Source organism: Faecalicatena sp. Marseille-Q4148, assembly GCA_018228665.1.
GTDB lineage: Bacteria > Bacillota > Clostridia > Lachnospirales > Lachnospiraceae > UBA9414.
Genome location: CP073692.1, coordinates 615,964 through 639,493 on the forward strand (window position 1 = coordinate 615,964; position 23,530 = coordinate 639,493).

Annotated in this window: 27 protein-coding genes; 6 read left to right on the forward strand and 21 right to left on the reverse strand. The window is 39.2% G+C overall.

What is annotated here, in order from left to right; all coding sequences use genetic code 11:
* The first annotated feature begins 20 nt into the window (after positions 1-20).
* Positions 21-668 carry a cytidylate kinase-like family protein gene (locus tag KFE17_02935; GenBank protein QUO32726.1) on the forward strand — a complete coding sequence of 216 codons (648 nt, stop codon included), beginning with the start codon at positions 21-23 and terminating at the stop codon, positions 666-668.
* Positions 669-794: 126 nt separating this feature from the next.
* On the opposite strand, the gene KFE17_02940 is transcribed toward KFE17_02935, so the two are convergent.
* Positions 795-1,553 (reverse strand): tRNA 2-thiocytidine(32) synthetase TtcA, encoded by a 759-nt coding sequence (locus KFE17_02940; protein ID QUO32727.1) that lies wholly within the window; start codon positions 1,551-1,553, stop codon positions 795-797.
* 163 nt (positions 1,554-1,716) lie between these two features.
* On the opposite strand from KFE17_02940, the gene dtd reads away from it, so the two are divergent.
* The 3 genes from dtd (at position 1,717) to KFE17_02955 (ending at position 5,579) form a co-directional block, all read left to right on the forward strand.
* Positions 1,717-2,163 carry a D-tyrosyl-tRNA(Tyr) deacylase gene (gene dtd, locus KFE17_02945; GenBank protein QUO32728.1) on the forward strand — a complete coding sequence of 149 codons (447 nt, stop codon included), beginning with the start codon at positions 1,717-1,719 and terminating at the stop codon, positions 2,161-2,163.
* Positions 2,164-2,265: 102 nt separating this feature from the next.
* The gene (locus KFE17_02950) at positions 2,266-3,501 is read left to right on the forward strand and encodes a hypothetical protein (GenBank protein ID QUO32729.1); all 1,236 of its coding nucleotides are present in this window, start codon (positions 2,266-2,268) and stop codon (positions 3,499-3,501) included.
* A gap of 26 nt (positions 3,502-3,527) precedes the next feature.
* Positions 3,528-5,579 (forward strand): AAA family ATPase, encoded by a 2,052-nt coding sequence (locus KFE17_02955; protein ID QUO32730.1) that lies wholly within the window; start codon positions 3,528-3,530, stop codon positions 5,577-5,579.
* Positions 5,580-5,638: 59 nt separating this feature from the next.
* On the opposite strand, the gene KFE17_02960 is transcribed toward KFE17_02955, so the two are convergent.
* Complete coding sequence (locus KFE17_02960; GenBank protein QUO32731.1) at positions 5,639-6,703, reverse strand: tyrosine-type recombinase/integrase; 1,065 nt, start codon at positions 6,701-6,703, stop codon at positions 5,639-5,641.
* 234 nt (positions 6,704-6,937) lie between these two features.
* Positions 6,938-7,363 carry a LysM peptidoglycan-binding domain-containing protein gene (locus KFE17_02965; protein QUO32732.1) on the reverse strand — a complete coding sequence of 142 codons (426 nt, stop codon included), beginning with the start codon at positions 7,361-7,363 and terminating at the stop codon, positions 6,938-6,940.
* Between the two features lie 208 nt (positions 7,364-7,571).
* Here KFE17_02965 and lexA point away from each other — a divergent pair, with 208 nt between their 5' ends.
* Complete coding sequence (lexA, locus tag KFE17_02970; protein QUO32733.1) at positions 7,572-8,189, forward strand: transcriptional repressor LexA; 618 nt, start codon at positions 7,572-7,574, stop codon at positions 8,187-8,189.
* An 18-nt stretch (positions 8,190-8,207) separates the two neighbouring features.
* Positions 8,208-9,572 (forward strand): MATE family efflux transporter, encoded by a 1,365-nt coding sequence (locus KFE17_02975; protein ID QUO32734.1) that lies wholly within the window; start codon positions 8,208-8,210, stop codon positions 9,570-9,572.
* Between the two features lie 51 nt (positions 9,573-9,623).
* On the opposite strand, the gene KFE17_02980 is transcribed toward KFE17_02975, so the two are convergent.
* The 18 genes from KFE17_02980 to KFE17_03065 form a co-directional block, all read right to left on the reverse strand.
* Entirely contained in the window at positions 9,624-10,376 is a 753-nt protein-coding gene (locus KFE17_02980) for a YibE/F family protein (protein QUO33599.1), read from the reverse strand.
* The gene (locus tag KFE17_02985; protein QUO33600.1) at positions 10,376-11,104 is read right to left on the reverse strand and encodes a YibE/F family protein; all 729 of its coding nucleotides are present in this window, start codon (positions 11,102-11,104) and stop codon (positions 10,376-10,378) included. Before KFE17_02985 ends, KFE17_02980 begins: the two co-directional genes overlap by 1 nt.
* A gap of 33 nt (positions 11,105-11,137) precedes the next feature.
* The gene (fliB, locus tag KFE17_02990; GenBank protein ID QUO32735.1) at positions 11,138-12,283 is read right to left on the reverse strand and encodes a flagellin lysine-N-methylase; all 1,146 of its coding nucleotides are present in this window, start codon (positions 12,281-12,283) and stop codon (positions 11,138-11,140) included.
* A 20-nt stretch (positions 12,284-12,303) separates the two neighbouring features.
* Positions 12,304-12,654, reverse strand: coding sequence for a ribosome silencing factor (gene rsfS, locus KFE17_02995; protein QUO32736.1), 351 nt, complete (start codon positions 12,652-12,654; stop codon positions 12,304-12,306).
* A 14-nt stretch (positions 12,655-12,668) separates the two neighbouring features.
* Positions 12,669-13,253: a bis(5'-nucleosyl)-tetraphosphatase (symmetrical) YqeK gene (yqeK, locus tag KFE17_03000; GenBank protein QUO32737.1), complete on the reverse strand. Its 585-nt coding sequence runs from the start codon at positions 13,251-13,253 to the stop codon at positions 12,669-12,671.
* On the reverse strand, positions 13,241-13,864 hold the full coding sequence (gene nadD, locus KFE17_03005) for a nicotinate-nucleotide adenylyltransferase (GenBank protein ID QUO32738.1): 624 nt from the start codon (positions 13,862-13,864) through the stop codon (positions 13,241-13,243). Before nadD ends, yqeK begins: the two co-directional genes overlap by 13 nt.
* A 53-nt stretch (positions 13,865-13,917) precedes the next feature.
* Entirely contained in the window at positions 13,918-14,208 is a 291-nt protein-coding gene (gene yhbY / locus KFE17_03010; protein QUO32739.1) for a ribosome assembly RNA-binding protein YhbY, read from the reverse strand.
* Positions 14,209-14,225: 17 nt separating this feature from the next.
* Positions 14,226-15,512, reverse strand: coding sequence for a GTPase ObgE (gene obgE / locus KFE17_03015; protein QUO32740.1), 1,287 nt, complete (start codon positions 15,510-15,512; stop codon positions 14,226-14,228).
* 61 nt (positions 15,513-15,573) lie between these two features.
* Entirely contained in the window at positions 15,574-15,861 is a 288-nt protein-coding gene (gene rpmA, locus KFE17_03020) for a 50S ribosomal protein L27 (GenBank protein QUO32741.1), read from the reverse strand.
* A 5-nt stretch (positions 15,862-15,866) separates the two neighbouring features.
* The gene (locus KFE17_03025; protein ID QUO32742.1) at positions 15,867-16,199 is read right to left on the reverse strand and encodes a ribosomal-processing cysteine protease Prp; all 333 of its coding nucleotides are present in this window, start codon (positions 16,197-16,199) and stop codon (positions 15,867-15,869) included.
* Between the two features lie 9 nt (positions 16,200-16,208).
* The gene (gene rplU / locus KFE17_03030; GenBank protein QUO32743.1) at positions 16,209-16,517 is read right to left on the reverse strand and encodes a 50S ribosomal protein L21; all 309 of its coding nucleotides are present in this window, start codon (positions 16,515-16,517) and stop codon (positions 16,209-16,211) included.
* Between the two features lie 102 nt (positions 16,518-16,619).
* A complete protein-coding gene (locus KFE17_03035) occupies positions 16,620-17,036 on the reverse strand; it encodes a CBS domain-containing protein (protein ID QUO32744.1) in 417 nt (138 codons plus the stop codon).
* 24 nt (positions 17,037-17,060) lie between these two features.
* A complete protein-coding gene (locus KFE17_03040) occupies positions 17,061-18,380 on the reverse strand; it encodes an aspartate kinase (GenBank protein QUO32745.1) in 1,320 nt (439 codons plus the stop codon).
* A 35-nt stretch (positions 18,381-18,415) separates the two neighbouring features.
* Positions 18,416-19,009 (reverse strand): HAD family phosphatase, encoded by a 594-nt coding sequence (locus KFE17_03045; protein QUO32746.1) that lies wholly within the window; start codon positions 19,007-19,009, stop codon positions 18,416-18,418.
* Entirely contained in the window at positions 18,987-19,496 is a 510-nt protein-coding gene (ybaK, locus tag KFE17_03050) for a Cys-tRNA(Pro) deacylase (protein ID QUO32747.1), read from the reverse strand. Before ybaK ends, KFE17_03045 begins: the two co-directional genes overlap by 23 nt.
* A 3-nt stretch (positions 19,497-19,499) precedes the next feature.
* Entirely contained in the window at positions 19,500-20,693 is a 1,194-nt protein-coding gene (locus KFE17_03055; protein QUO32748.1) for a ribonuclease E/G, read from the reverse strand.
* Positions 20,694-20,709: 16 nt separating this feature from the next.
* Complete coding sequence (locus tag KFE17_03060) at positions 20,710-21,414, reverse strand: TIGR03936 family radical SAM-associated protein (protein QUO32749.1); 705 nt, start codon at positions 21,412-21,414, stop codon at positions 20,710-20,712.
* Entirely contained in the window at positions 21,398-23,263 is a 1,866-nt protein-coding gene (locus KFE17_03065; protein QUO32750.1) for a TIGR03960 family B12-binding radical SAM protein, read from the reverse strand. The genes KFE17_03060 and KFE17_03065 overlap by 17 nt, the downstream gene beginning before the upstream one ends.
* Positions 23,264-23,530: the final 267 nt, after the last annotated feature.

The window sequence follows — 23,530 nt, forward strand, 5'->3', positions numbered from 1 at the left end:
CTAAAAAGGAGAGTGGCATTATGAGTGAAATGAATACAATAATTACAATTGGAAGACAATTTGGAAGTGGTGGACACGAAATCGGAAAGAGACTCGCCGCTCACTATGGAATCGGTTTCTACGATAAAGAAATGCTGCAGCGCGCAGCCAAAGAAAGCGGTATTTGCAAAGAGCTATTTGAAAGCCATGACGAGAAGCCTACAAACAGCTTTCTGTACTCTCTCGTGATGGATACGTATTCTTATGGATTTGCATCATCTGCATATTCAGATATGCCGCTGAATCAAAAGATCTTTCTTGCACAGTTTGATACGATTAAGAAGATAGCATCAGAAGGTCCTTGTGTTCTTGTAGGACGTTGTGCAGATTATGCTTTGGAAGAATTTCCAAATCGTGTCAGTGTATTTATACACGCGGAATTAGATGCGCGTATTCAGCGGATTGCGAGGACAGAGGATTTGACAGATGCAGCTGCAAAGGATAAGATTTTAAAAGCAGATAAGAAACGTGCAAGCTATTATAATTATTACACGAGCAAGCGTTGGGGAGATGCGTCTAGCTATGACCTCTGTCTGTCCAGTTCTAAGCTTGGAATCGACAAGACCGTAGAAGCAATTATTCGTTATGTTGACGCATTTAACAATCAAAAAACAGTAGAAGCAATTTAAGATTTGTTTTGAGTTGCCGGATCTGCCATCCGGTGTGCATTGAAACGAATCAGAAAGCTCCGACAGAGAACTCTCTTTATGTTTAAAGAAGTATTTCTGCCGGAGCTTTATTTACGCTCTGAAAAACTATTCAGTTTCTTTCTTTTGCTGGATGCGCGGGTGAAGTGTGCGCGGCGGCCAGCTGCTAATATTTCCATTTAAGATTGCGGTAAACATCCGTTCCTTTGCTCCCGGATTTTCTGTATTAATCTGGTGTAGCAGCTCTTTGGCATATTGGCGTTTGGTCAGTCCGTCAATCGGACAACGGCTGCTTGATACCGGTAACTGATATTTGCGGCTGAAACCGATAATATCCGCTTCATTAATAAACATCAATGGGCGAATCACGGTAATTTCTCTTCGATCCAGGAACGTTTTCGGAGAAAATGAATGAAAGCGGCCTTCAAAAATCATTGATAAAAGCATTGTTTCGATAATATCATCTTTATGATGCCCATATGCCACTTTATTGCATCCAAGTTTTAATATTTCTTCATTTAGGGCGCCTTTACGCATTTTTGCACAGAGCGAACAAGGATTCGTCTCTTTACGTTCTTCGAACAGGATATGTGCGATATCTGTTTTTACTACATGATAAGGCACATGAAGTTCTTCACAAAGCTTTGCAATGGGTTCTGTACTAAACTTCTCATAGCCTAAATCTACGGTTATTGCACTTAGTTTAAAATGATTCGGATAGAATCTTTGAAGCCCCTGCAGTGCATAGAGAAGAGCCAGACTATCTTTTCCGCCGGAAATACCAACAGCAATATGGTCACCTTCCTGAATCATTTCATATTCATCAACTGCTTTTCGTGTCAAGCTTAATAATTGTTGTAGTTTCATCTGTATTCCTGCCTTTACTATCAATACTAAATACTATTAATCATCGTTATGTTAGCTTATTTTCTGCGGAAATGCAACACTTTTCTGAGACGATTCTTGTGTGAAGCCAGTAGGTTTGCTATAATAAAAAAATAACAAATAGGAACTTTAGGAGGAAATGATTATGAAATTTGTAATTCAGCGTGTGACACATGCTTCGGTAACAGTAGAAGGGAAGATGATAGGAAAAATCAATAAAGGATTTCTTGTTTTAATCGGTGTGACACATGATGATACAAAAGAAATTGCAGATAAAATGGTAAAAAAGATGACAGGGCTTCGCATTTTTGAAGACGAACAGGGAAAAACAAACTTATCTCTTGCCGATGTTGATGGAGAACTTCTCCTTGTCTCTCAATTTACACTTTATGCAAATTGTAAACGGGGATATCGTCCGGGCTTTACAGATGCAGGAGCTCCGGATATGGCAAATGCGATGTATCAGTATATTATTTCAGAATGTAAAAAAGTTATTCCGGTTGTCCAGACAGGAGAATTTGGCGCCGATATGAAAGTGGATTTATTGAATGACGGACCATTTACAATCATTCTGGATTCTAAAGAATTATAATGCTAAGCTGAAGGAAACAAAAAAGCAGATGTCTATTGCGTCATGCATTGTTGTGCATGTATTGATACAAATGTGTGAATACACATAAAAGATGGTGGAGTTATGAAAATTTCAAAAAAACGTAAGATAACAGGATGTATTTTGCTTGGACTCGCATTTTTATGCGAAATACTTACATGGACAGATATTTTTTTGCTGAAGTATTATCAGATCACATATAGAATCCCATGGCTTAGAAGTCTTTTAGCTGCGCTGGCGTTTGCACTTCTTGCGGCAGGCTGCCTTGTTTTTTACTGGGTGTCGGAACGGCCGTGGAGAAATATGTGGATTTTATTTGCCGGAGCCGGATTGACTACATTTATACTGGGAGGCTTTTTTACTGATGACCTGAAAATCCAAGTGTCGTATGAGCTATCCTCCTCACTCGATGATCCGAAGACCATCACATGGCGTGATCCGGTGCATGATACGACTATGATCTGGCATCCTTATAAACATTTTTTTGTAAAACAGCAGCCATTTCCAAAAGATCCTGTATTAAACGAAGAGATCTCTTCTTTGGATGAGGAACAGCTTGATGCGGATTCAGAGATTGTCTGTCAGATGCAGCAATTGCTGGCAGCGGATCCAACGCTGGAAACACTGGAGAGTACTATTGCCGGAAGCTTTCGGATAGCCGGAAGCTATTCTGATAGAAACTGGTTGATCAAGAATAGTTTGGAACGATATGCGTTATCCCGACGTACAGACGGAGCAGATCGTTATATTCAATTAGAGACAGTGAAAATTACAGCGGGAACAGATAGCGATTTTCTGGCACAGGTTACGTTTACAGAGCAATATACGGTTCCGGCGGTCAATGGCCAGCCGCTTTTGGCAGAAGATACTTCTGTTTGTTTGAATTTTAGAATTATGCAGGGACAAGACTGTTATGCTGTATATCCGTTCACTGAGGAACAAAATGGAATGTACCGCTTGGAAATGATTGCGGAACCAGAAACACTGTCATTTTCTGAAAATGATATGTACCATATCTTTATGCCGGGAGATTATATCGCTGCTGGATTTTCTGCATTGGAATATGATCCCCGAAATGCTGTGCAGATATTATTTGCTTCACATTTTCAGAGTGTTTATCCGGAAGCTGTTTTTTTAACAGACAATCCACAAATTGGTTATTGGCTTGGAGGACAACAGCATTTGTTATTTGATGGTATGACAAATGATCGACAGTACTTAAGATTTTGGCATTATGACGGGGCATCAGGCTACCCGGTTACGATTTCATATTATTTAATGCCGCTTGGCTCCAATGAAGTGATACAGAATACCCCATAAGACTAGAGCAACAGGAGTGAGTAATTATGAACGAGATTACTACAAATACATCAGAAGAATATCTTTTTTTCGTACTTTCAAAATTACAGAAGAGAATTCAGGAATTGGATCAGAAGATTGCCGATGGTCAGAAAGATATTGACCGTATGCATGACTATTATTGGGAAAGCTATACAGAAATGGATGAATATGGCTACGAGAATTATGATAATCAGCAAGCATTATTTCAACAGATGAATAGTACGAGAGAGCAGCGGCTTTTTCGACGGCGTCTTCGCAAAATGCTAGATTCCCCTTATTTTGGGAGAGTAGATTTTCAATATGACGGTGAGGATGATGCAGAAGCCTTTTATATCGGGATTGCCAGTTTTTCAGAGGGAAGCGGACAGATTCCATTAATCTATGACTGGCGTGCTCCGGTCAGCAGTTTATTCTATGATTATGATAAAGGACCGGCATCCTATCTGGCACCTGGTGGAAAAATGAGTGGTGAAGTAGTTTCAAAATGGCAGTACAAAATCCGAAATAGTAAGCTGATCTATGCATTTGAAAGTGATATTAAAATAGACGATGATATTTTAAAAGCAGAGCTTGGAATGAATGGAGACATTCATCTGAAAAATATTATCAGAACAATCCAAAAAGAACAAAATGAAATTATTAGAAATACGAAAGATCGAATTATGATTATTCAAGGAGCTGCCGGAAGTGGAAAAACTTCGATTGCACTTCATAGAATAGCGTATTTACTTTATCATGATCGCAAACACTTGAAATCTTCCAATATTTTAATCTTATCTCCAAACACAGTGTTTTCAGACTATATTTCTCAAATTTTGCCGGAATTGGGAGAAGAACCAATTCAGGAAATGAGTTTTGATCTTTTTGCTTATCGAGAGCTTCTGCCGTATATCAATGATTGTGAGGATCAGTATGATCTTCTGGAACAACAGCTTTTTGCACCAGAAGCCGGTTCTAAATTTCATGAAAAACAATCTGCTGATTTTATCGGTATGATGGAAGGGTATTTCGCTATTTTAGAAGATAGTCTTGTTCAATTTCATAAAATTCACTGGAAAGGCTATGAAAAAAGCGAATATGAATTGATTCACCTGTTTTATGATAAATTTACTCAGATCCCCTTACTATCAAGAATGGATTCTGTTATGGAATATGTAATAGATGAATATGAAACATTACGTGGAAAAGATCTGACGGAAGAAGAGCGGGCAGTCATTACAGAAGAATTCCAAAAAATGTATGAAACAAAAGATCTCTATGTAATCTATTCTCAATTTTTAGAGATGTTTGGCTTTGAACCACTTCCGGAACTTCCTCAGAAAGAACGTTTTCTCCGATATGAGGATGTATTTCCGATGCTGTATATGAAATATCGTCTTTGCAGCGTTCGTCAGCATAAACACATTAAACACCTTGTTGTCGATGAAATGCAGGATTACTCATATCTGCAGTACTGTATCCTTGAAACGATGTTTTCCTGCCGTATGACAATTCTTGGCGATAAAGCGCAGACAATGGATGAAGAACAGCAGGATGTACTTCAGTTTCTTCCTAAAATATATGGAAGACAGATTCGGAAAATTGTTCTAAACAAAAGTTATCGAAACACAGTAGAAATTACTGAATATGCAAATCGTCTTATTGGATTATCCGGTATCAGTGTTTTTCAGCGACATGGAACGCCGATAAAAGAAGCAATATTTCACAGTAGAGAGGAAGCACTGCAATCTTGTTTGGAATATCTCTATCCGGATTCTAAGGAAGTATTAGTCAACGGATATGAAACAGCAGCAATCCTTACAAAAACAGAGAGAGAAGCTCTCTGGATTTATGAGCATCTGAAAGAATATGCTGCAGTAACATATCTTGATCGAAACAGCAGTTCATTTCAAAAAGGCCTTACCGTCACGACATTTTATCTTGCAAAAGGACTGGAATTTGACTGTGTTTGTTCCTGGCAGCAAGAAATTCCAAATCAGAAACTGGCACGACAGGCAGAATATATCTGTGCAACAAGAGCATTACATGAGCTTTCCATATTGCATATAGAAAATTAACGAATGAATTATTTTCGTGAAAACCAATAAGTAATCTAGCAGATAAAGCTAAAGTCAGGTTATTCTTCCCGGAGTTTTACGGCACTGGCAGCCTGCCTGCGACGAAGATCGTCTATGGCTGCATAGTGTTTCCGGGTTGTATTAACATCTTTATGCCCTAATACATCTGCTACAAGATAAATATCTCCTGTTTCTTTATAGAGAGAAGTACCATATGTACTGCGCAGCTTATGCGGTGTAATTTTTTTATTTGGAGTTACTTGTCGCGCATATTTCTTTACCATATTCTCAACTGCCTGCACACCCATACGTTTTCGCTGAGTAGATAAGAAGAGGGCTTCTTCATTTCCCGGAAGAGGATTCTGGAGTTTTCGATCATGCTCGAGATAATTAAGAAGAGCTTTTTCAACTTCACGTCCAAAATAGACAACCATCTCGTTTCCGCCTTTTCTAGTTACTTTTACTCCGTTATTTTTAAAATCAATGTCATCCAGATCAAGACCGACACATTCAGAAACACGAATTCCTGTTCCGAGCAGGAGAGTAAGAATGGCAAGGTCTCTTTCTTTTGTCTTTTCATAATATACTTTTTTCTGACCGGTTAGTGTTGCTCCGCAATTCTCAACATAGTCAAGTAAAATTGCAACTTCATCGGTATCCAGACGTACAATAGCTTTTTCATGTATCTTTGGCATATCTACAAAATCTGTTGGATTCTTTGTGATTACTTGATGACGGTAATAATAGGTATAAAAACTTCTTAATGCTGAAAGCTTTCTTGCAATCCCTTTTTCGCTGTTGGTAATTTGTTTATCATCGTCAGAGTGATAAACCTTCAGATATTCCAGATATTCTTCCAGATCAACCGGTTCAACACGTTCTAAATCAGCGGGTTGGAACTGATTGAGTGTATAGTTGCGATAAACAGGGTTATTCTCCATGAGAAACCGGAAAAAGACACGGATATCGTAAGCATAAGAAATTCTTGTCTTTGCGGAAGTAGTCGGTTCAATCGCTCGAAAATAGTCTTTTACAAAAGGCGGCATTGTTTGAAGAACTTCACGTAGCCGCAGCGTATTGTCAATAAAAGCCTGTTCATGGTATGTTCTAATGTCTTTCGCCATAGTAGTAAACCCTTTCTTAATATCTTAAAATTAATAAATCTAAAGAGATTATACCACGAATAATCAATTTGGTCTATATCTATTTAATAAATCTGTATTTGTCGTATAGATATACTTCTCTCAATGAAGAGACAAATATCAATAATGAAACACAAAATTCATTCAACCAACTCTTTTCCAAGAATTCGATTCAGTCACATGGTATGTACTATTTATATGGTATATGGCAAAAAGCTATTGCATAAGCGCAGATGCTGTATAGATATCTTCTGAGTGTTCCTCTGCATAATATGGAATAATAAGTTTTTGATCAGCATACAGCGTAGAACAATCCATCTGATTAATTTGAATGACTTCATCGATATATTCCTGATACGAATCATATTCTGTTGAAGCATAACGATCCGCAATAGTCCATAGTGTTTCTCCAGGAGCAACTTCAATACATTTATAATACTTATTGTTTGTGTTCTTTTCGCTAGAATCATGTGCACTTGCAAAAGCGCTTCCAAGCAATAAGGTACAACTGATTACAATTAACATACAAATAACCATGAATAAGCGCTTTGCACGTATTCTTCTGACAGAGGATCTCCGTCTGTGATTATGGTTCGTTTGATTATTTGGATTGTGATGATGATAATTGCTCTTATGTTTCATAATACCTTCCTCTCCTGCTCTTCTTGTAGAACTCTTAATGGATTATAACTTCTCTTTCTTATTAATCAGAACGAATGTTCGTTTTATGTTCGAATTATAATATACGAACAAATGTTTGTCAAGACATTTCAAACATTTGTTTGCTTTTTCAAATTATCTATGATAAACTAAATTTAAATTAGTTGTGCCATATTCAGGAGGAATTACTATGTCAAATGGAAATATCAGCAAAAAACAGTCCGAAATTTTAGAATATATAAAAGAACAGATTTTAGAACGAGGTTTTCCACCGGCAGTACGTGAGATTTGTGAAGCCGTGAATTTGAAGTCTACCTCTTCTGTTCATTCACATTTAGAGACACTTGAAAAGAATGGTTATATCCGTCGAGATCCAACAAAGCCGCGTGCGATCGAAATTCTTGATGAGAACTTTAATCTGTCACGCCGGGAAATGGTTCAGGTTCCAATCGTTGGACGGGTTGCAGCTGGAGAACCAATCCTTGCAGAACAGAATATTACAGATTATTTTCCTATTCCTGTGGAATTTATGCCGAATAAGAATACTTATATGCTGAAAGTATCAGGTGAAAGTATGATTAATGCCGGTATTTTGGATGGTGATTTTGTACTGGTTCAAAAGGAATGTACAGCGGCCAATGGAGATATGGTTGTAGCTATGGTTGATGACAGCGCTACTGTCAAGCGTTTTTATAAAGAAGAAGGTATTTATCGACTTCAGCCGGAGAACGATCACATGGATCCGATTATTGTGGATCATGTTGAAATTTTAGGTAAAGTAATCGGTGTCTTCCGTTTTATGCGTTAATCGGGAGGCAGTATTAGTATGAAACATCCACTTTCTCAAGAAGAAAAGTTTAAAATGATGACAGATGATCCTCTTCCATCGGTTATTATCCGACTGGCGATTCCGACGATAATTAGTATGCTTGTTACGGCATTTTATAATATGGCGGATACTTTTTTTGTCGGACAGATCAGCACGAGCGCTACCGCTGCAGTCGGAGTTGCTTTTCCTGTTATGGCCGTAATACAGGCAGCCGGATTTTTCTGCGGTCATGGATCTGGGAATTCCATGTCAAGAAAATTAGGAGCCAAAGATCATGAAGCAGCGGAACAACTTGCAGCAATCGGTTTTTATCTTGCCATTTTTGTAGGATTTATCATTACAATTGTGGGACTGATTTTTTTAAAGCCACTCTCTCTTCTGCTTGGCTCTACGGAAACGATTCTTCCCCATACGGAAGCGTATCTTGGAATTATTCTGCTTGGAGCGCCGTATATGACAGCGCAATTTGTTCTGAATAATCAGCTTCGGTTTCAGGGAAATGCTTTCTATGCAATGCTTGGAATTGCCTCCGGTGCTGTTATTAATATCGTACTGGATCCGATTTTTATTTTTGGATTGAATATGGGCGTTGCCGGTGCAGCCCTTGCTACGATCATTAGCCAGCTTATCAGCTTCATTTTGCTGTTGGCAGGTATTCGGATTTCTACTTGCATACCGATTTGTTTGAAGAATCTAAAGCATATCAAAGAACATTTACTTACGATTGCCGGCGGCGGTCTTCCATCACTATTTCGTCAAGGACTTGCAAGTATCGCAACACTGGCGTTAAACTTATCTGCAAATCCATTTGGCGATGCAGCCATTGCCGCAATGTCTATTGTTGGAAGAATTACCATGTTTGCAAATTCTGCCCTGATTGGCTTTGGTCAGGGATTTCAACCGGTATGCGGTTATAATTATGGTGCGGGGCGGTATAAGCGCGTACAGGAGGCATTTTGGTTCTGTGTAAAGGTCGCTACTGGCGGTCTTATTATCTTCTCTGTACTTGGGATCGTGTTTGCAGAACCGCTTGTCACAATTTTCCGAAAGGACGATCCTATTGTGATTTCCATTGGCAGCACAGCGCTTCGGATGCAGTGTGTGACATTTACTTTAGGCGGCTGGGTTTTAATGAATAATATGTTGATGCAGACAATCGGCAAAACAATGCGCGCCTCTCTCTTGGCTGCTGCAAGACAGGGATTATTCTTTCTTCCGATGATTCTTGTTCTGCCTTATTTTCTCCAGTTAACAGGAATTCAGCTTGCTCAGCCTGTTGCTGACGTATTTGCTTTTTTCCTGGCAGTGATACTAAATCGCAGAACCATGAAGGAACTGGCACATCCCACGGAATTCAAATAAGTTATATAATATTACAAAAAACTGCAGAACATTCCTCTTCTGCAGTTTTTCTTATTTATCACTGATTACGTTTGCTATGATATACGATGAAACAGGTACTGCCAGCAGACATGCGGTCATACCGGCCGCCATCATGGCAAGACCTTGAAATAAAAGCTTTGAGTTTAAAATCATTTCCCAATTATATTTCATATTCACCAGATAAGAAAATAGTAAAATAGATTCTCCAAAGTATGCGAATAAAAGTGTATTTGCGGTTGTTCCGATAATATCCTTTCCCACTTGGATTCCAGATAAAATATATTCTTTTCTGGATAATTCTTCTTTATGAAGAGAAACTTCGTATACTGCTGACGTTACAGAAAGCGCTGTATCCATAATAGCTCCAAGTGCACTTAAAATAACAACTCCTACAGCAATTTTTTGCATAGGAATTTGAATATCCAATGTATAATAAAACGCTACATCTTCTTGGACAGATTGAATTTCATTTAATCCACTAGCATTAGTAATGTGCACAATTACTGCAATGGCTATTGAAAGAACAAGCATAATCCCTGCCACACTTACAAATGCGGACCAGGTTTTCTGATTGTTTCCATTTTGTCGGATTAATGTAATATAACTGATTAGTACTGCGGCAAGAAAAACAATGGGAAAAATCGGCATTCCGTTTGCCAAAAGAATGACCGTAACTGCTAATACACAAACATTTCCGGCTAGCGTTGTTACAACGATAGCGCCACGCTCTCCTCCTACGAAGAAGAGAAAAATACATAATACAAGAATGAGTACTAATATCATCATCTTCTCTCCCTTCGAACAGCCAATTTAAAAAATCCTGAGGAAACTGCAATAGAAATCGGGATTGCAGCAACAATTCCTATACTTTCAATCAAGAATCTGGAAATTTCAAATGGAATATATTGCTTAATGTTAGTAATGAACGGAACATCGTTGTTCATTCGGATTAAAAAAGATGGAATTAACCCTACGGCAAAGATAAATAATAATACACTGATCATTGTCCCCATAATGTCATATCCAATTTCCCGTCCGGAATGAAATAATTTGCGAAGAGAAATATCAGGTTTTTTCCGAATCAGTTCTTCCATAGCAGAGGTTAATGTAACAGCGACATCCATAATGGCGCCAAGACCGGCAAACATTACTTCTGCTATAAAGAGATGTTCCGGATTTTCTGTACTTCCAAGATATTCCATCATTCCATAATCAAATGGTTCAGTGGTATTTAAAGTAACAAAAAAGATCAGCATGATTAGGGAAAATACAAAGAACGTGGAAAAAATTGCCGCTACTGTTTTGCGATGGAAACCATTCAAAATCAGCATAGTTACAATGGTAAAAATGATAACAAGCAAATAGTAGATTTCTTTTCCGCCACGGACAGCAGGCATTTCTGCAATTTTCTTTTCTGTAACTTGTGTAATCTTTGCAATCGGAGTTTTATAAAGCCATGCATCATTTGCTACAAATATCAAAAATAACAAATAGAAAATGATACTGTAAATATATTTTTTTTGACATAGCTTTCTTCGCTTTCATCAATTCATAATACAGAGAAGAAATTGTTCCAGATGATAAATGTTGTTTTCTTGAAATACCTGGTCTAATCTGTTTAAATTCGGATCTGAATGTTCGATTTCTCTTGCATATCGATGTGCTAAGTCTGTAAAATCATCGAATGACAGCTGTTTTCCTTGTTTCAGCCACATACCGTGGGCAAGTTCAAGAATGAAGATTGTGCTGAATAAAGCCAGCTTCATCTTACTTTCTGCCGCTTCATCATAAACCGCTCCACAGAAATAGGTAAAACACCAGAATATCATCAGTTGTTCAGAATAAATTTCAAGAGACTCAAATGTGCTCAAAAATTCTGCACGAGAACGAAGGTAGTGTTCCATATCATTTTGGTAGAGTTCATTTCGGATGTCTTTTAGGAGCACCTGCCATTCCGGACGCAGCACTTCCAGTTCATCGAGGACGGCACCCATTTGCTGCAGAATTTTATAACGTTCTTTTTCACGATTGCTATATGATTTGAGAGCTGTTTCGAAAAATGGAATCATCCGATCAGAGCGATATCGGTCCAGTATATCATCAATTTCGAAAAGACTGTTTTTATCAATTCGAATCTGAATATCGTGAGTCAACGCTGCTACAATTGCCATGCGAACCGATATTTGCAGATTGCGGTCTTGTAAAATCTGAAAGATCAGCTCTCGCGTATCAGACAATTTAGTAAAAAGGAAGAAATCAAAATATTCATAAGTTTCTTCGCGGGAATCTTCCTTTGTAAGAAAACGAACAGGTTCTTTTTCTCCCAGAATGATTCTGGCAGCTTCCGGACAAGACAGGGAAAGGGAAATTTCGCGCAATCCCTCAAATTCTTCCGTATGTCTTGGATAGTTCCGACAAGTTCTGCAAAGCATGTTTGCCCCGCACTCTTTATAAATATCGCAAAGATTGTCTTCATTTAGAAATTCACAGCGTCCTCTCTGCTGAAGAAATGCATGTGCTTTCCAATCGATACCATTCTGAAGACGATTCCCGAAACCACCCTTGACCTTGCTGTATTTTTTCAAAGAACGATTATCAATCATAATCTGCCAGCCGGCACAGCAAGTATCCGGACATTTATCAGCAATACAGCGAAATTGTTTATAATAGTGGGGAATGGTATATTGCATATAAATTGTTCTCCCCGCTTTTACAGAGTATTTAATTCAATCCGCTGTCCATCTTTCCAGATACGTTCCAGATCATAGAATAAACGATTTTCTTTATCGAATACATGCACGATAATGTCTGCGTAATCAAGTAATACCCAATTTCCAGCGCCATAACCTTCACGCTGTCTTGCTTCACATCCAACTTTGTGGAGTTCTTCTTCAACAGAATCTACCAGTGCGTTTACCTGATTCGAGTTTGTACCATTAGCGATAATAAAATAATCTGCAAGTACAGACACTTTTGAGATATCGATTACACAGATATCTTCGCCTTTTTTCTCTTCCAGCGCTTTGCATGCAATACGCGCCATTTCTCTTGAATTAACCATAAATAGTTCCTCCTTTAACGGTTTTGAATGATTGTTTTATAATATTGATACGTCTGTTCTGTCATCGGGTCCATAGGAAAACCTCGCAGACGGATATAAGAAAGGGAATCTTCCAAAATATAGTACATACATAAATCAAGATCCTGATAGGCTAGTTTTCGGATCTGATCAAGGCGCGGCGCTTCACATCTTCCCGGTTCTATATAATCTGCAATATAAATAATCTGATCAAGCAGATTCATCTCCGGACATCCGGTTGTGTGAACTTCAATGGAATGACAGATCTGTTCGTCTTTTATGCCGTATTTATTCCATGTCAATGCAGCACCCAGTTTTGCGTGAAGAAGTCCTGGGTTCCTTTCTTCGATTTCAGATACATTCAGCTGAAATTTCCGACAAAGATTTAATTTTTGATCATTTGGGATGCATTTAGCACAGTCATGAAGAAGTCCGGCATACATAGCCTGACTGAGGTCTGCTCCATGGCACATAGCCAGTGAAGCTGCTGTATACATAACTCCGAGCGTATGCTGATAGCGTTCTTTATCCAAATGCTCTTTCACTTTTTTGCGCAGTTTTGTGAGAGCTATCTGATCCATTTCTTATCACCTTCATATAAATGTTTTTCTTTAATATAATTCCATACACATTCCGGCAGGCGGCCATGCTCCAAACTTCCGGATGCGAGTTCTTGACGTATTTCACTTGAGGAAACTGGAAATACGGGCATTTTTAACATTAAAATCTTTGTTTGATAAAGTCTTTCCAGTCGTTTGATCTCTAGATCCATTTTTTCATTATCAACATCATCTCGACAGGCAGCAAGAAAGGTGCATGTTTTTGCAAGACGTTCCGGATGTTTCCATTGTTCCAGCGTGAGTACAGAATCTGCACCTACAATAAAATAGAAAGTGTGTTCCGGCCAATATTTCCGAAATGTTTCCATTGTATCATAAGAATAGGAAACGTCTTTTCTCTTTGCCTCATAGGTGCAAAGTTCAAAATCCGGTTCTCCGGAAATTGCGAGTTCTATCATTTTAAGTCGATGTGCCAGACGCATATCCGCATCCTGCCCGAGTTTATGAGGCGGTCTTCCATTTGGAAGAAACCAGATTTTATCAAGATGAAATTGTGTCAGTGCACATCGCGCTAATGCGAGATGGCCATTGTGAATAGGATCAAACGTGCCTCCCATAATACCGATTTTCATAATGATTCCAAAATCCTGCGCAAAACAAAATGTCTGCGCAGGATTCCTTTCTTTTATGGTAATACGATTTTCTTTTTGTCGTCTTTTCCCTCTTTGTACAGGACAATTTTCTTGCCAATTACCTGCACAACTTGAGAACGTGTACGTTCTCCGAGAATCTGTGCTAATTCTTTTGGATCATCAGCACAATTCTGAAGCACGTTGATTTTAATCAATTCACGCGCTTCTAAAGCTTCTGCAATTGCTGTGGTAAGCTCCGGTGTAATGCTCGATTTACCAATCTGCAGAATTGGATCCATTGTCATTGCAAGGCTTTTTAAGTAAGCTCTCTGCTTTGTTGTCATAATCGTTTCTCCTTCTGTTATTCTTTATAATAATCAAACTGAAGTCCATACATTTTTACAGTGTCACCTTCCTGAATTCCGGCTTTCTCAAGATCAGCAAGAATTCCTGTATTCTTTAGGAATTTTTGGAAGAACAGGAAGCCTTTTTCAGAATCCAGATTTGTATAACCTAGCATTTTTTCAATTTTTGGTCCTTCAACAACATACATGCCATCTACAACTTCTACTGTATATGGAAGATTTTCGTGGATCAGTTCATCTCCCGGGAAGAATTCCTGTTCAAAAGTGATCGGTTTCTGATCCATTGTCTTTAATTGTTCTGCTACATAATAAAGAAGTTCATTGATCCCTTCACCGGATACCCCTGAAATCTTAAATACTTTTATTCCCTGAGGTTCAAATTCTTTTCGGATTCGTTCCACCGGGTCTTCATCTTCTGTGTAAATTAAATCAGATTTATTGGCAGCAATTACCTGTGGACGGGATGCGATTTCAGGATTATAAGATTTTAATTCCGCATTGATCTTATAAATATCTTCCACCGGATCACGACCTTCTGTGCCGGCGGCATCTACCACATGAATCATCATTTTAGTACGTTCTATATGACGCAGAAACTCATGTCCGAGTCCAAGTCCTTCGGAAGCACCTTCAATCAGTCCGGGAATATCTGCCATAACAAAACCGTCACCATTTGGCAAGTCTACGACACCAAGATTTGGATTGATTGTAGTGAAATGATAGTTAGCAATCTTTGGGTTCGCATTTGTAACTCTTGAAAGTAATGTAGACTTTCCTACATTTGGAAATCCGACAAGCCCTACATCTGCGATAACTTTTAGTTCCAACATCACCCAAAGTTCCTGAGCTGGCTGGCCCGGCTGTGCATACTTTGGCACCTGCATTGTAGAAGTGGCAAAATGCATGTTGCCAAGTCCACCCTTGCCGCCCTTTAAGATCACCTGACGTTTGTTCTCGCCGGACATATCCGCAATCACTTTTCCAGATTCTGCTTCTTTAATAATTGTTCCTTCCGGTACTTTCAGGATCAAATCCTGAGCGTTCTTTCCATGACAGCGTCTTTTTCCGCCTTCTTCTCCATTTTTTGCTGTGAATTTTGTTTTATGACGGAAATCATACAGTGTATTTAGACCTTCATCTACTTCAAAAATAATATCGCCGCCTCTTCCGCCATCGCCGCCGTCCGGTCCGCCATTCGGAACATACAGTTCTCTTCGAAAGCTGACATGTCCGTCGCCGCCTTTTCCTGAACGGATATAGATTTTAGCTCTGTCTGCAAACATAGTTCTCTCCTTAAAAAACGAGGCCTCAAACCAAAAGATTTGAAGCCTGTGATTATGCATTTTATTCAGCTGTTACTGGGTAGATAGAAACCTGTTTTTTGTCTCTACCTTTTCTCTCAAATCTAACAACACCGTCTACAAGAGCGAATAATGTATCGTCTCCACCGCGTCCTACGTTCAGTCCTGGATGGATTTTTGTTCCACGCTGTCTGTAAAGGATGTTACCAGCTTTAACAAACTGTCCGTCAGCTCTTTTAGCACCTAATCTTTTTGATTCAGAGTCTCTACCGTTCTTTGTAGAACCAACTCCTTTTTTGTGAGCGAAAAATTGAAGGTTCAATTTCATCATGGTCGTTACACCTCCTTGTAAATTATATCAATATATCGTCCATAATGCTCATCATCTTCCATGTCCTGTAAACCAAGAATCATGGTTCTCAATAATAAGTCAGCTTCTTTTGTAGGCCGTGCCGACAGCTTATAGTGAATCATTCCGCTCTCTTCTTCCGAGTCACAAGTGAAATCATCAGAAGTAAATGCTTCAATCGCATTCATCGTATTAATCACTAAGATGGACGCTGCAGCACAGACAATATCTTCACCGGAATCTGCATATCCGGCATGTCCCAATGTCTGAAATCCTACAAACTCATTAAATTCATTCTTATAAATTGTTACCTGAATCATAGTCAGTTATTAAGCATTGATCTTTTCAATCTTAACTTCTGTGTACTGCTGTCTATGACCATTTTTCTTATGGTAGCCAGTTTTTCTCTTATATTTGTAAACGATAACTTTTTTAGCTTTTCCGTCACCGATTACAGATGCTTCAACTGTTGCTCCTGCAACTGTTGGAGTTCCAACTTTTAATTCGTTGTCACTTACTGCAAGAACCTGGTCAAATGTGTAAGCTGTACCAGCTTCTACACCAAGTTTCTCTACTCTAATGATATCGCCTTCAGCTACTTTGTACTGTTTACCACCTGTTGCTATAATTGCGTACATATGGCACCTCCTATTATCATTACTCGCCAGTTTCGGCGGCTGCAATGCAGCACTTTGAAACCCCACTGTGCGGCATACCTCTGTATTATAGCATTGACTTATTTATTCGTCAATACATTTTTTTAATTTTTCGAAACAGTAACTCATAATATCACTTCTTGTTACAATTCCGATAAAGTTTTCCTGATCATCTACGACAGGAACGAAGTTCTGAGACATTGCTTTTCCAAACAAATCTTCTACGTCAGCAAGGATGCTGACACATTCATAATCTCTCTTTCTTCGGATATCTGATACAGAAATCCGTTCTGCTTCTTTCAGATTTAGATTCGAGAGTTCTTTAATATACCAGAGCAGATCACCTTCGGTAATACTTCCTACATATTTTCCTGCCCTGCTGATCATCGGAATCGAGCTGTACCGATGATACTCCATTGTTTCTAAAACCTGACGTAAGGTGTAATCGGAATAAATCACTGCTACTTCTGCTTTTGGTTTCAGAAAAAATAAAATATTCATAATAATTTCCTTCCTGATTGTCAATTACAGCTGTGTTGTCACGAAAATATCATAAATTGCTTTGATCGCCGGGGCAAAATCACATGATTTTACACCTATGATCACATTTAATCCGCTGGAGCCCTGGTCAATCATTTTTACCTCGACATTTGCATGTGCGAGAGCTGAGAAGATTCTTCCGGCAGTTCCTCTTGCAGAGCGCATTCCTCGTCCTACTACTGCGATCAACGCCAGATCCGATTCCAATTCAATCAGATCCGGACCTACCGCCCGCTGAATCCCTGCTACGACCTGTTGTTCATATGGCTCAAAGTCTTCCTGACGTACATAGACAGTCATAGTATCAATGCCGGAAGGCATATGTTCAAAAGCAATCCCGTGATCTTCAAATACTTGCAGGACCTTTCTTCCATAACCAATTTCAGCATTCATCATAGCTTTTTCTATATGAACAGAAACAAAGCCTTCTTTTCCTGCAATCCCGGTAATTGTGTATTTTGGTTTTTTACATGTACTTTCTACAATGTAAGTCCCCGGTTCTTCCGGATTGTTTGTATTACGGATATTGATTGGAATTCCTACTTTTCTGACCGGAAAGATTGCTTCCTCATGAAGCACAGTTGCCCCCATATAAGACAATTCCCGAAGTTCACGGTAAGTAATCGTCTCAATCATTTCCGGGTTTTTAATAATTCTTGGATCAGTTACCATGAATCCGGATACATCTGTCCAGTTCTCATAGAGATCTGCATCAATTGCCTTTGCCACAAGCGATCCGGTAATATCAGAGCCTCCTCTGGAAAATGTTTGGATGGTTCCATCCGGTTTTGCACCGTAAAATCCAGGAATTACAGCAGTAGGTTCCTGAGAAAGGCGTTTCTTGAGCTGCATATCTGTACGCGCATCATCAAAATTTCCATTTTCATCAAAAAAGATGACTTCAGCTGCATCAATAAACGGCATTTCCAAATAAGCAGACATAATAATACCGTTTAAATATTCACCTCTGGATGCAGCATAGGCGCTTCCGGCCTTTGCTTCAAACTGTTTCTGAATTTCTTTAAATTCTTCTTCTAATGATAAGGAAAGCTCCAGTCCTTCAATGATTTTTTCATAACGTTCCTGAATTGCTTCCAGTGTATCAAGAAAATATTCTCCATCTTCTGCTTTTTTATAGCAGCTGTACAGCATATCGGTCACTTTTATATCACGATTATGGCGTTTGCCCGGAGCTGACGGCACTACGTATTTGCGTGCAGGATCTTCCAAAATGATTTTTTTTACTTTTTTGAATTGCTTTGCACTTGCAAGAGAGCTTCCACCGAATTTTACTACTTTCTGCATCTAAAAGAGTTCCTCCTCATGTATCTTTCGTTTTCCTATGTCGTTTCTTTTAAAATAGTCTTCTCCATTCCAGGCACCCATGTAATACCACAAATACCAAGTTCCCGGGCCTTCGCTGTGTTTTCATCCCGGTCATCATAAAATAGAGCATCCTCTGGTTTTATATCATAACGCTCTAACAGGATTTTGTAAATCTTTTCTTCCGGCTTTATACATTTTTCTTCATAAGAAAACACTCCGCCATCAAATTGTTCTAAAAAGGAAAGAACATCCTTCGATGCATTCCGCAGATATTCTGAGTAATTTGATAGATAGTAAATGCGAAAGCCTTTCGAGCGGTAATATGCAATCAGTTCATCTGTATATGGATATTTCCAGACACAACCGGACAGCTGTCCATATACTTGACGGATTTGTGCTTCGCAGTCAGGCGCATTTTCAATGAATGCCTCAAGCCATGTTGTTTCATCATAAACACCTGCGTCTCCCTGCTGCCATGTATCGCTCAAAAAAATTGCCTCAGCGACCTTCTGATAAGTTCTTTCATCAAATCTGAAACGATCCATCAAATGTTTCCAGTCATATTCTACAAGTACCTTTCCGAGATCAAAAATAACTGTGTTCATCAATCTGTTCCTCCCTTACCACATCAGCAAAAATCGCATCTGCAGCTCTTTTGAGATCTTCCGGAGCAAGACAAATCTGCATACCAATCTTTCCGCCGCTTACAAAAATATGCTCCTGCTCTTTTGCGTCTTCCTGGATCACGGTCGGGAATTTCTTTTTCATCCCAATGGAAGTACATCCCCCGCGAACATATCCGGTTACTTTCGTCAGCTCACTCAAGTGGAGCAGTTCTATAGATTTTTCTTTTACAGAAGCCGCTGCCTTTTTCATATCTAATTCTTTTTCAATCGGAATCACAAACACATAATAACCTTTGCTTTTGCCGACGGTGACAAGCGTTTTGAAAACCTGTTCATGCGGAAGCCCTAATTTGTCTGCCGTCTGGATTCCATCTGTAAATTCATCACATTCATAAGTCTCATAAGTAAAAGGGATTTTCAGTTTTTCCAGAATTCGCATTGCATTTGTTTTTAATTCTTTCTTACCCATGTATTAACTCCTTCGCTTTTGACATACTTCATGGAGTGGTTTTCGTACTTTACGTCTCGTTACTTCCACAAGCTGCAGCTTTGTTATATCAATAACATCTGTCCGTATCGGATCTGTTTGAAGCTGGTTCTTTAAAAATGATAAGAGTTCCTGCTGTTCTTCTGACGCTTCCATATTAATGAAATCAATCAAAATAATTCCGGACAAATTGCGGAGTCGGATCTGCCGTGCAGCTTCTGCGGCAGCTTCCCGATTTATTTTGTAAAAGGCATCAGGATCATTCTTCTTTAAGACACATTTCCCGGAATTAACATCAATCACAGTTAAGGCTTCTGTCGGCTGAATAACGAGATAAGCACCTGATTTCATCCAAACGCGTTCCGCCAGCGCTTCTTCAAGTACATGTTCAACGGAATATAACTTGTGAAGTGGGAGCAAGGAATCTTCATAGCGAATAAGTTTCTTTGTATCTTCTTGCTGTTCTTCCTTCAGAAATTGGAAAACCTCATCAAATAATTGTGCGTCTTCTACGAGAATTTCCTGGAGACCGTCCTGGTAAATATTTTTCAAAGCAGCCAAATATTCTCTTGGCGCCTGTTTCATACATGAAAAACATGTGCGGGATTGTGCCAGCAATTTCAACTGCTCATACGCCGCAATCTGTTTATCGATTTCAGCTTTCAATTCAGCCAGCGATAACTGTGCAGCATTGGTCCTGACAATAAACCCGTAGGAGGAATTAGCATAATCAGCCAGTGCTTCCTTCCATAGCGTTCGCTGTTCTTTCGGAAACTTTGAAGAAACACCGATTTGGGTATTTCCATGCGTCAGCACAATATATTTTCCGGTCAGGCTCAAATTTGATGTTACCGTTGGGACTTTTGTTTTCACTGCTTCACGCTCAATCTGTACAAGCAGTTCATCGCCGATACAAAGCGGTTTTTTTCCGATTTTCTTCGTAAAAATCGGAGAGGGATTATCGTTCATCTGATAATAGCATTCTACACCGGGTTGTATTTCAATAAATGCAGCCTGAATATTCTTTACAATATTTTTTACTTTACCTATGTAAATGTCACCGACATGAAACTGCCTGTTGTCCGGTTTTTCTACATGGAGTTCAACAATCTTTCCATTCTCTAAAACAGACGAAACAATATTATGATTGATCCGGCACAAAATAAGTTTTCGTTCCATGTTTTTTCTCTACTTTCTATTCAATTTCATGGCCGAGCGCATCAAGTGGTACAAATCTGCGTTGCTCATCTTCTTCCAGCGCAGCATACACTTCCAGGCGATGATGCGCAAAATCCACGCTATCTGCATCGAGTCCAAGATACTGTAAAAAGGCCTCTAAAACAGTAGATGGTTTCAGATTTTCACGGCTTCCTGTGGCAACCTGCATGAAGATTTCATTGTTGCGGACTTCTAATTGATAGATCATTGGCCGTATATTTACTTCCTGTTCACTTTTCTTTGTTTTTTTTCGGACAACAATCTCTGATTCGGCAAAAAAGCTTGATAATGTTTCTTCCCAGTTATCCGGAAGCGTTCCTTTCACTGGTCTTGATAAATAATCTGCCGCTTCTACGATCGCCATTCCCGTACTCTTTTTTTCATCAGGAATTTCAACAAAACTAACCACTTCCATTCCTTCCACCATTGTCGCATTCATGCGGCGTATCGCTTCTGCGGAAGAAATAGGTTCTGTCAGCTCTATATCAAAATACTCACCATCACTGGTCAAACCAACGCCAAGGGGATTGGCAAATGACATAATCATATGCGGACTAAATCCGCCTGTAAATGCAATCGGAATATCTGCACGGCGCATTACTTTCTGAAAATAACGCATCACATCCAAATGTCCGATAAATTTCATCACTCCGTTTTTCCGAAATTTAATTCTTACTTTCAATGCAGACACCTCCCTGATATTTCAATGCACCGCAGCCCTGACATTGCTCACGACAGTTTGGAGTCACTTCTCCATTCATGGCGCGGTTCCATTCACGTTTTAAAAATGCTTTTGTAACGCCGGCATCGATAAAATCCCATGGAAGAATTTCATCCAGATCGCGTTCCCGCATTGTGTAGAATTCCATATCAATCCCGGTATTCTCAAACGCCTGCAGCCAAAGATCATTGCGGAATGTCTCGCTCCAGGAATCATAAATACATCCGAGACGATAAGCTTCTAAAAGGGCTTTTCCAACACGTCGGTCACCTCTTGCAAATACGCCTTCCAGTACAGTGACATCCGCCTCATGCCAGTTGTATTTTAAGCTCTTGTGATTTAACTGTTCTTTCATTTCATGATTTACGACATGTGCTTTGTGAAGATAATCTTCTTTACGGCACATCGTTGCCCACTGGAATGGCGTAAACGGTTTTGGAATAAAAAATGAAGTACTTGCAGTAATCTGACATTTTCCATTTCTCTGGTCTTTTGGAATTTCATAATAGCGTCTTGCTACTTTATCTGCCAGACGGGCAATATCTTTCATATCTTCTTCTGTCTCTGTCGGAAGACCAAGCATAAAATAGAGTTTGACTTTTGACCATCCGGCTTCGAAGGCTTGTCCGGCACCATCTAAAATGACTTCTTCGGTTAAGCCTTTATTAATAACATCGCGCATACGCTGGGAGCCTGCTTCCGGAGCAAATGTCAGACTGCTTTTCTTCACATCCTGAACTTTTTTCATAACGTCAAGTGAGAACGCATCGATCCGAAGAGACGGAAGTGAAATGTTAATTTTCTTTTTCTCACATACATCAATCAGGAAATTAACAAGCTCCGGAAGTTTTGAGTAATCACTGGAGCTAAGGGAACCAAGGGAAATTTCCTCATGACCGGTGTTTTCCAACATTTTTACTGCATATTCTTTTAACATTTCAAGATCACGTTCGCGCGTTGGACGATAGAGCATTCCTGCCTGGCAGAAACGGCACCCACGGATACAGCCACGCTGGATTTCCAATACGACACGGTCCTGAGTTACCTTAATAAATGGTACAACCGGTTTTTCTGGATAGTATGTATTTGTCACATCCAATACCATTTGCTTTTTGATAATCGGCTGTGCATTAGGATGATTTGGAACAAAAGATTCAATCGTGCCATCTTCTTTATAAACAACATCATAAAGAGAAGGAACATAGATTCCTTCCACGGTAGCTGCAGCTTCCAAAAATTCTTTTCTGGAACGTCCCGCCTTTTTATATTCTTTATAAAGATCAATCAATTCAAAATAAACGGTCTCTCCTTCTCCAATGTAGAAAAGATCAAAAAAGTCTGCAATTGGCTCCGGATTAGAGACACACGGCCCGCCGCCAATCACAATTGGATGCGTTTCTGTTCTGTCTTTTGCCAGAAGCGGAATCTGACTTAAATCAAGCACCTGCAAAATATTGGTATAACACATTTCATACTGAATTGTAATACCTAGAAAATCAAAGTCTTTGATCGGATCTTGGGATTCCAGTGCAAAAAGTGGAATCTGCTCCTCGCGCATTACTTTGTCAAGGTCAATCCATGGGGAGTAGACACGTTCGCACCAGATATCATCCCGGCGATTTAGCATATCATAGAGAATCTGGATTCCTAAATGAGACATGCCAATTTCATACACATCCGGAAAACACATAGCGAACCTAATATCCACTTTTTCCGGGTCTTTCATGACACTATTGACTTCATTCCCGATATACCGGGCGGGTTTCTCGATTTTTAGTAATATTTCATCATTTAATGCAAGTTTTCTCATATATTTCCTTTCTGTTTTTGTATATATTTCACAAATTCTTTCGAACCTGTTTTTGACTTTTCAAGGTGAAAAATCGATATTTTTTATGTTGTTTTTCGTATGTAAATTTTACTGATTTTACGTGTTTTTCGCTCAAAAATCCGGTTTGGTCATTTTTCTCATATTTCCCTTACTATTTATCACTGGAAAACACCATGCATAATTATACAACACGATACAACATTACAGAAGCATCTGCTATGTGATTGACTCATCCAATCTACACCA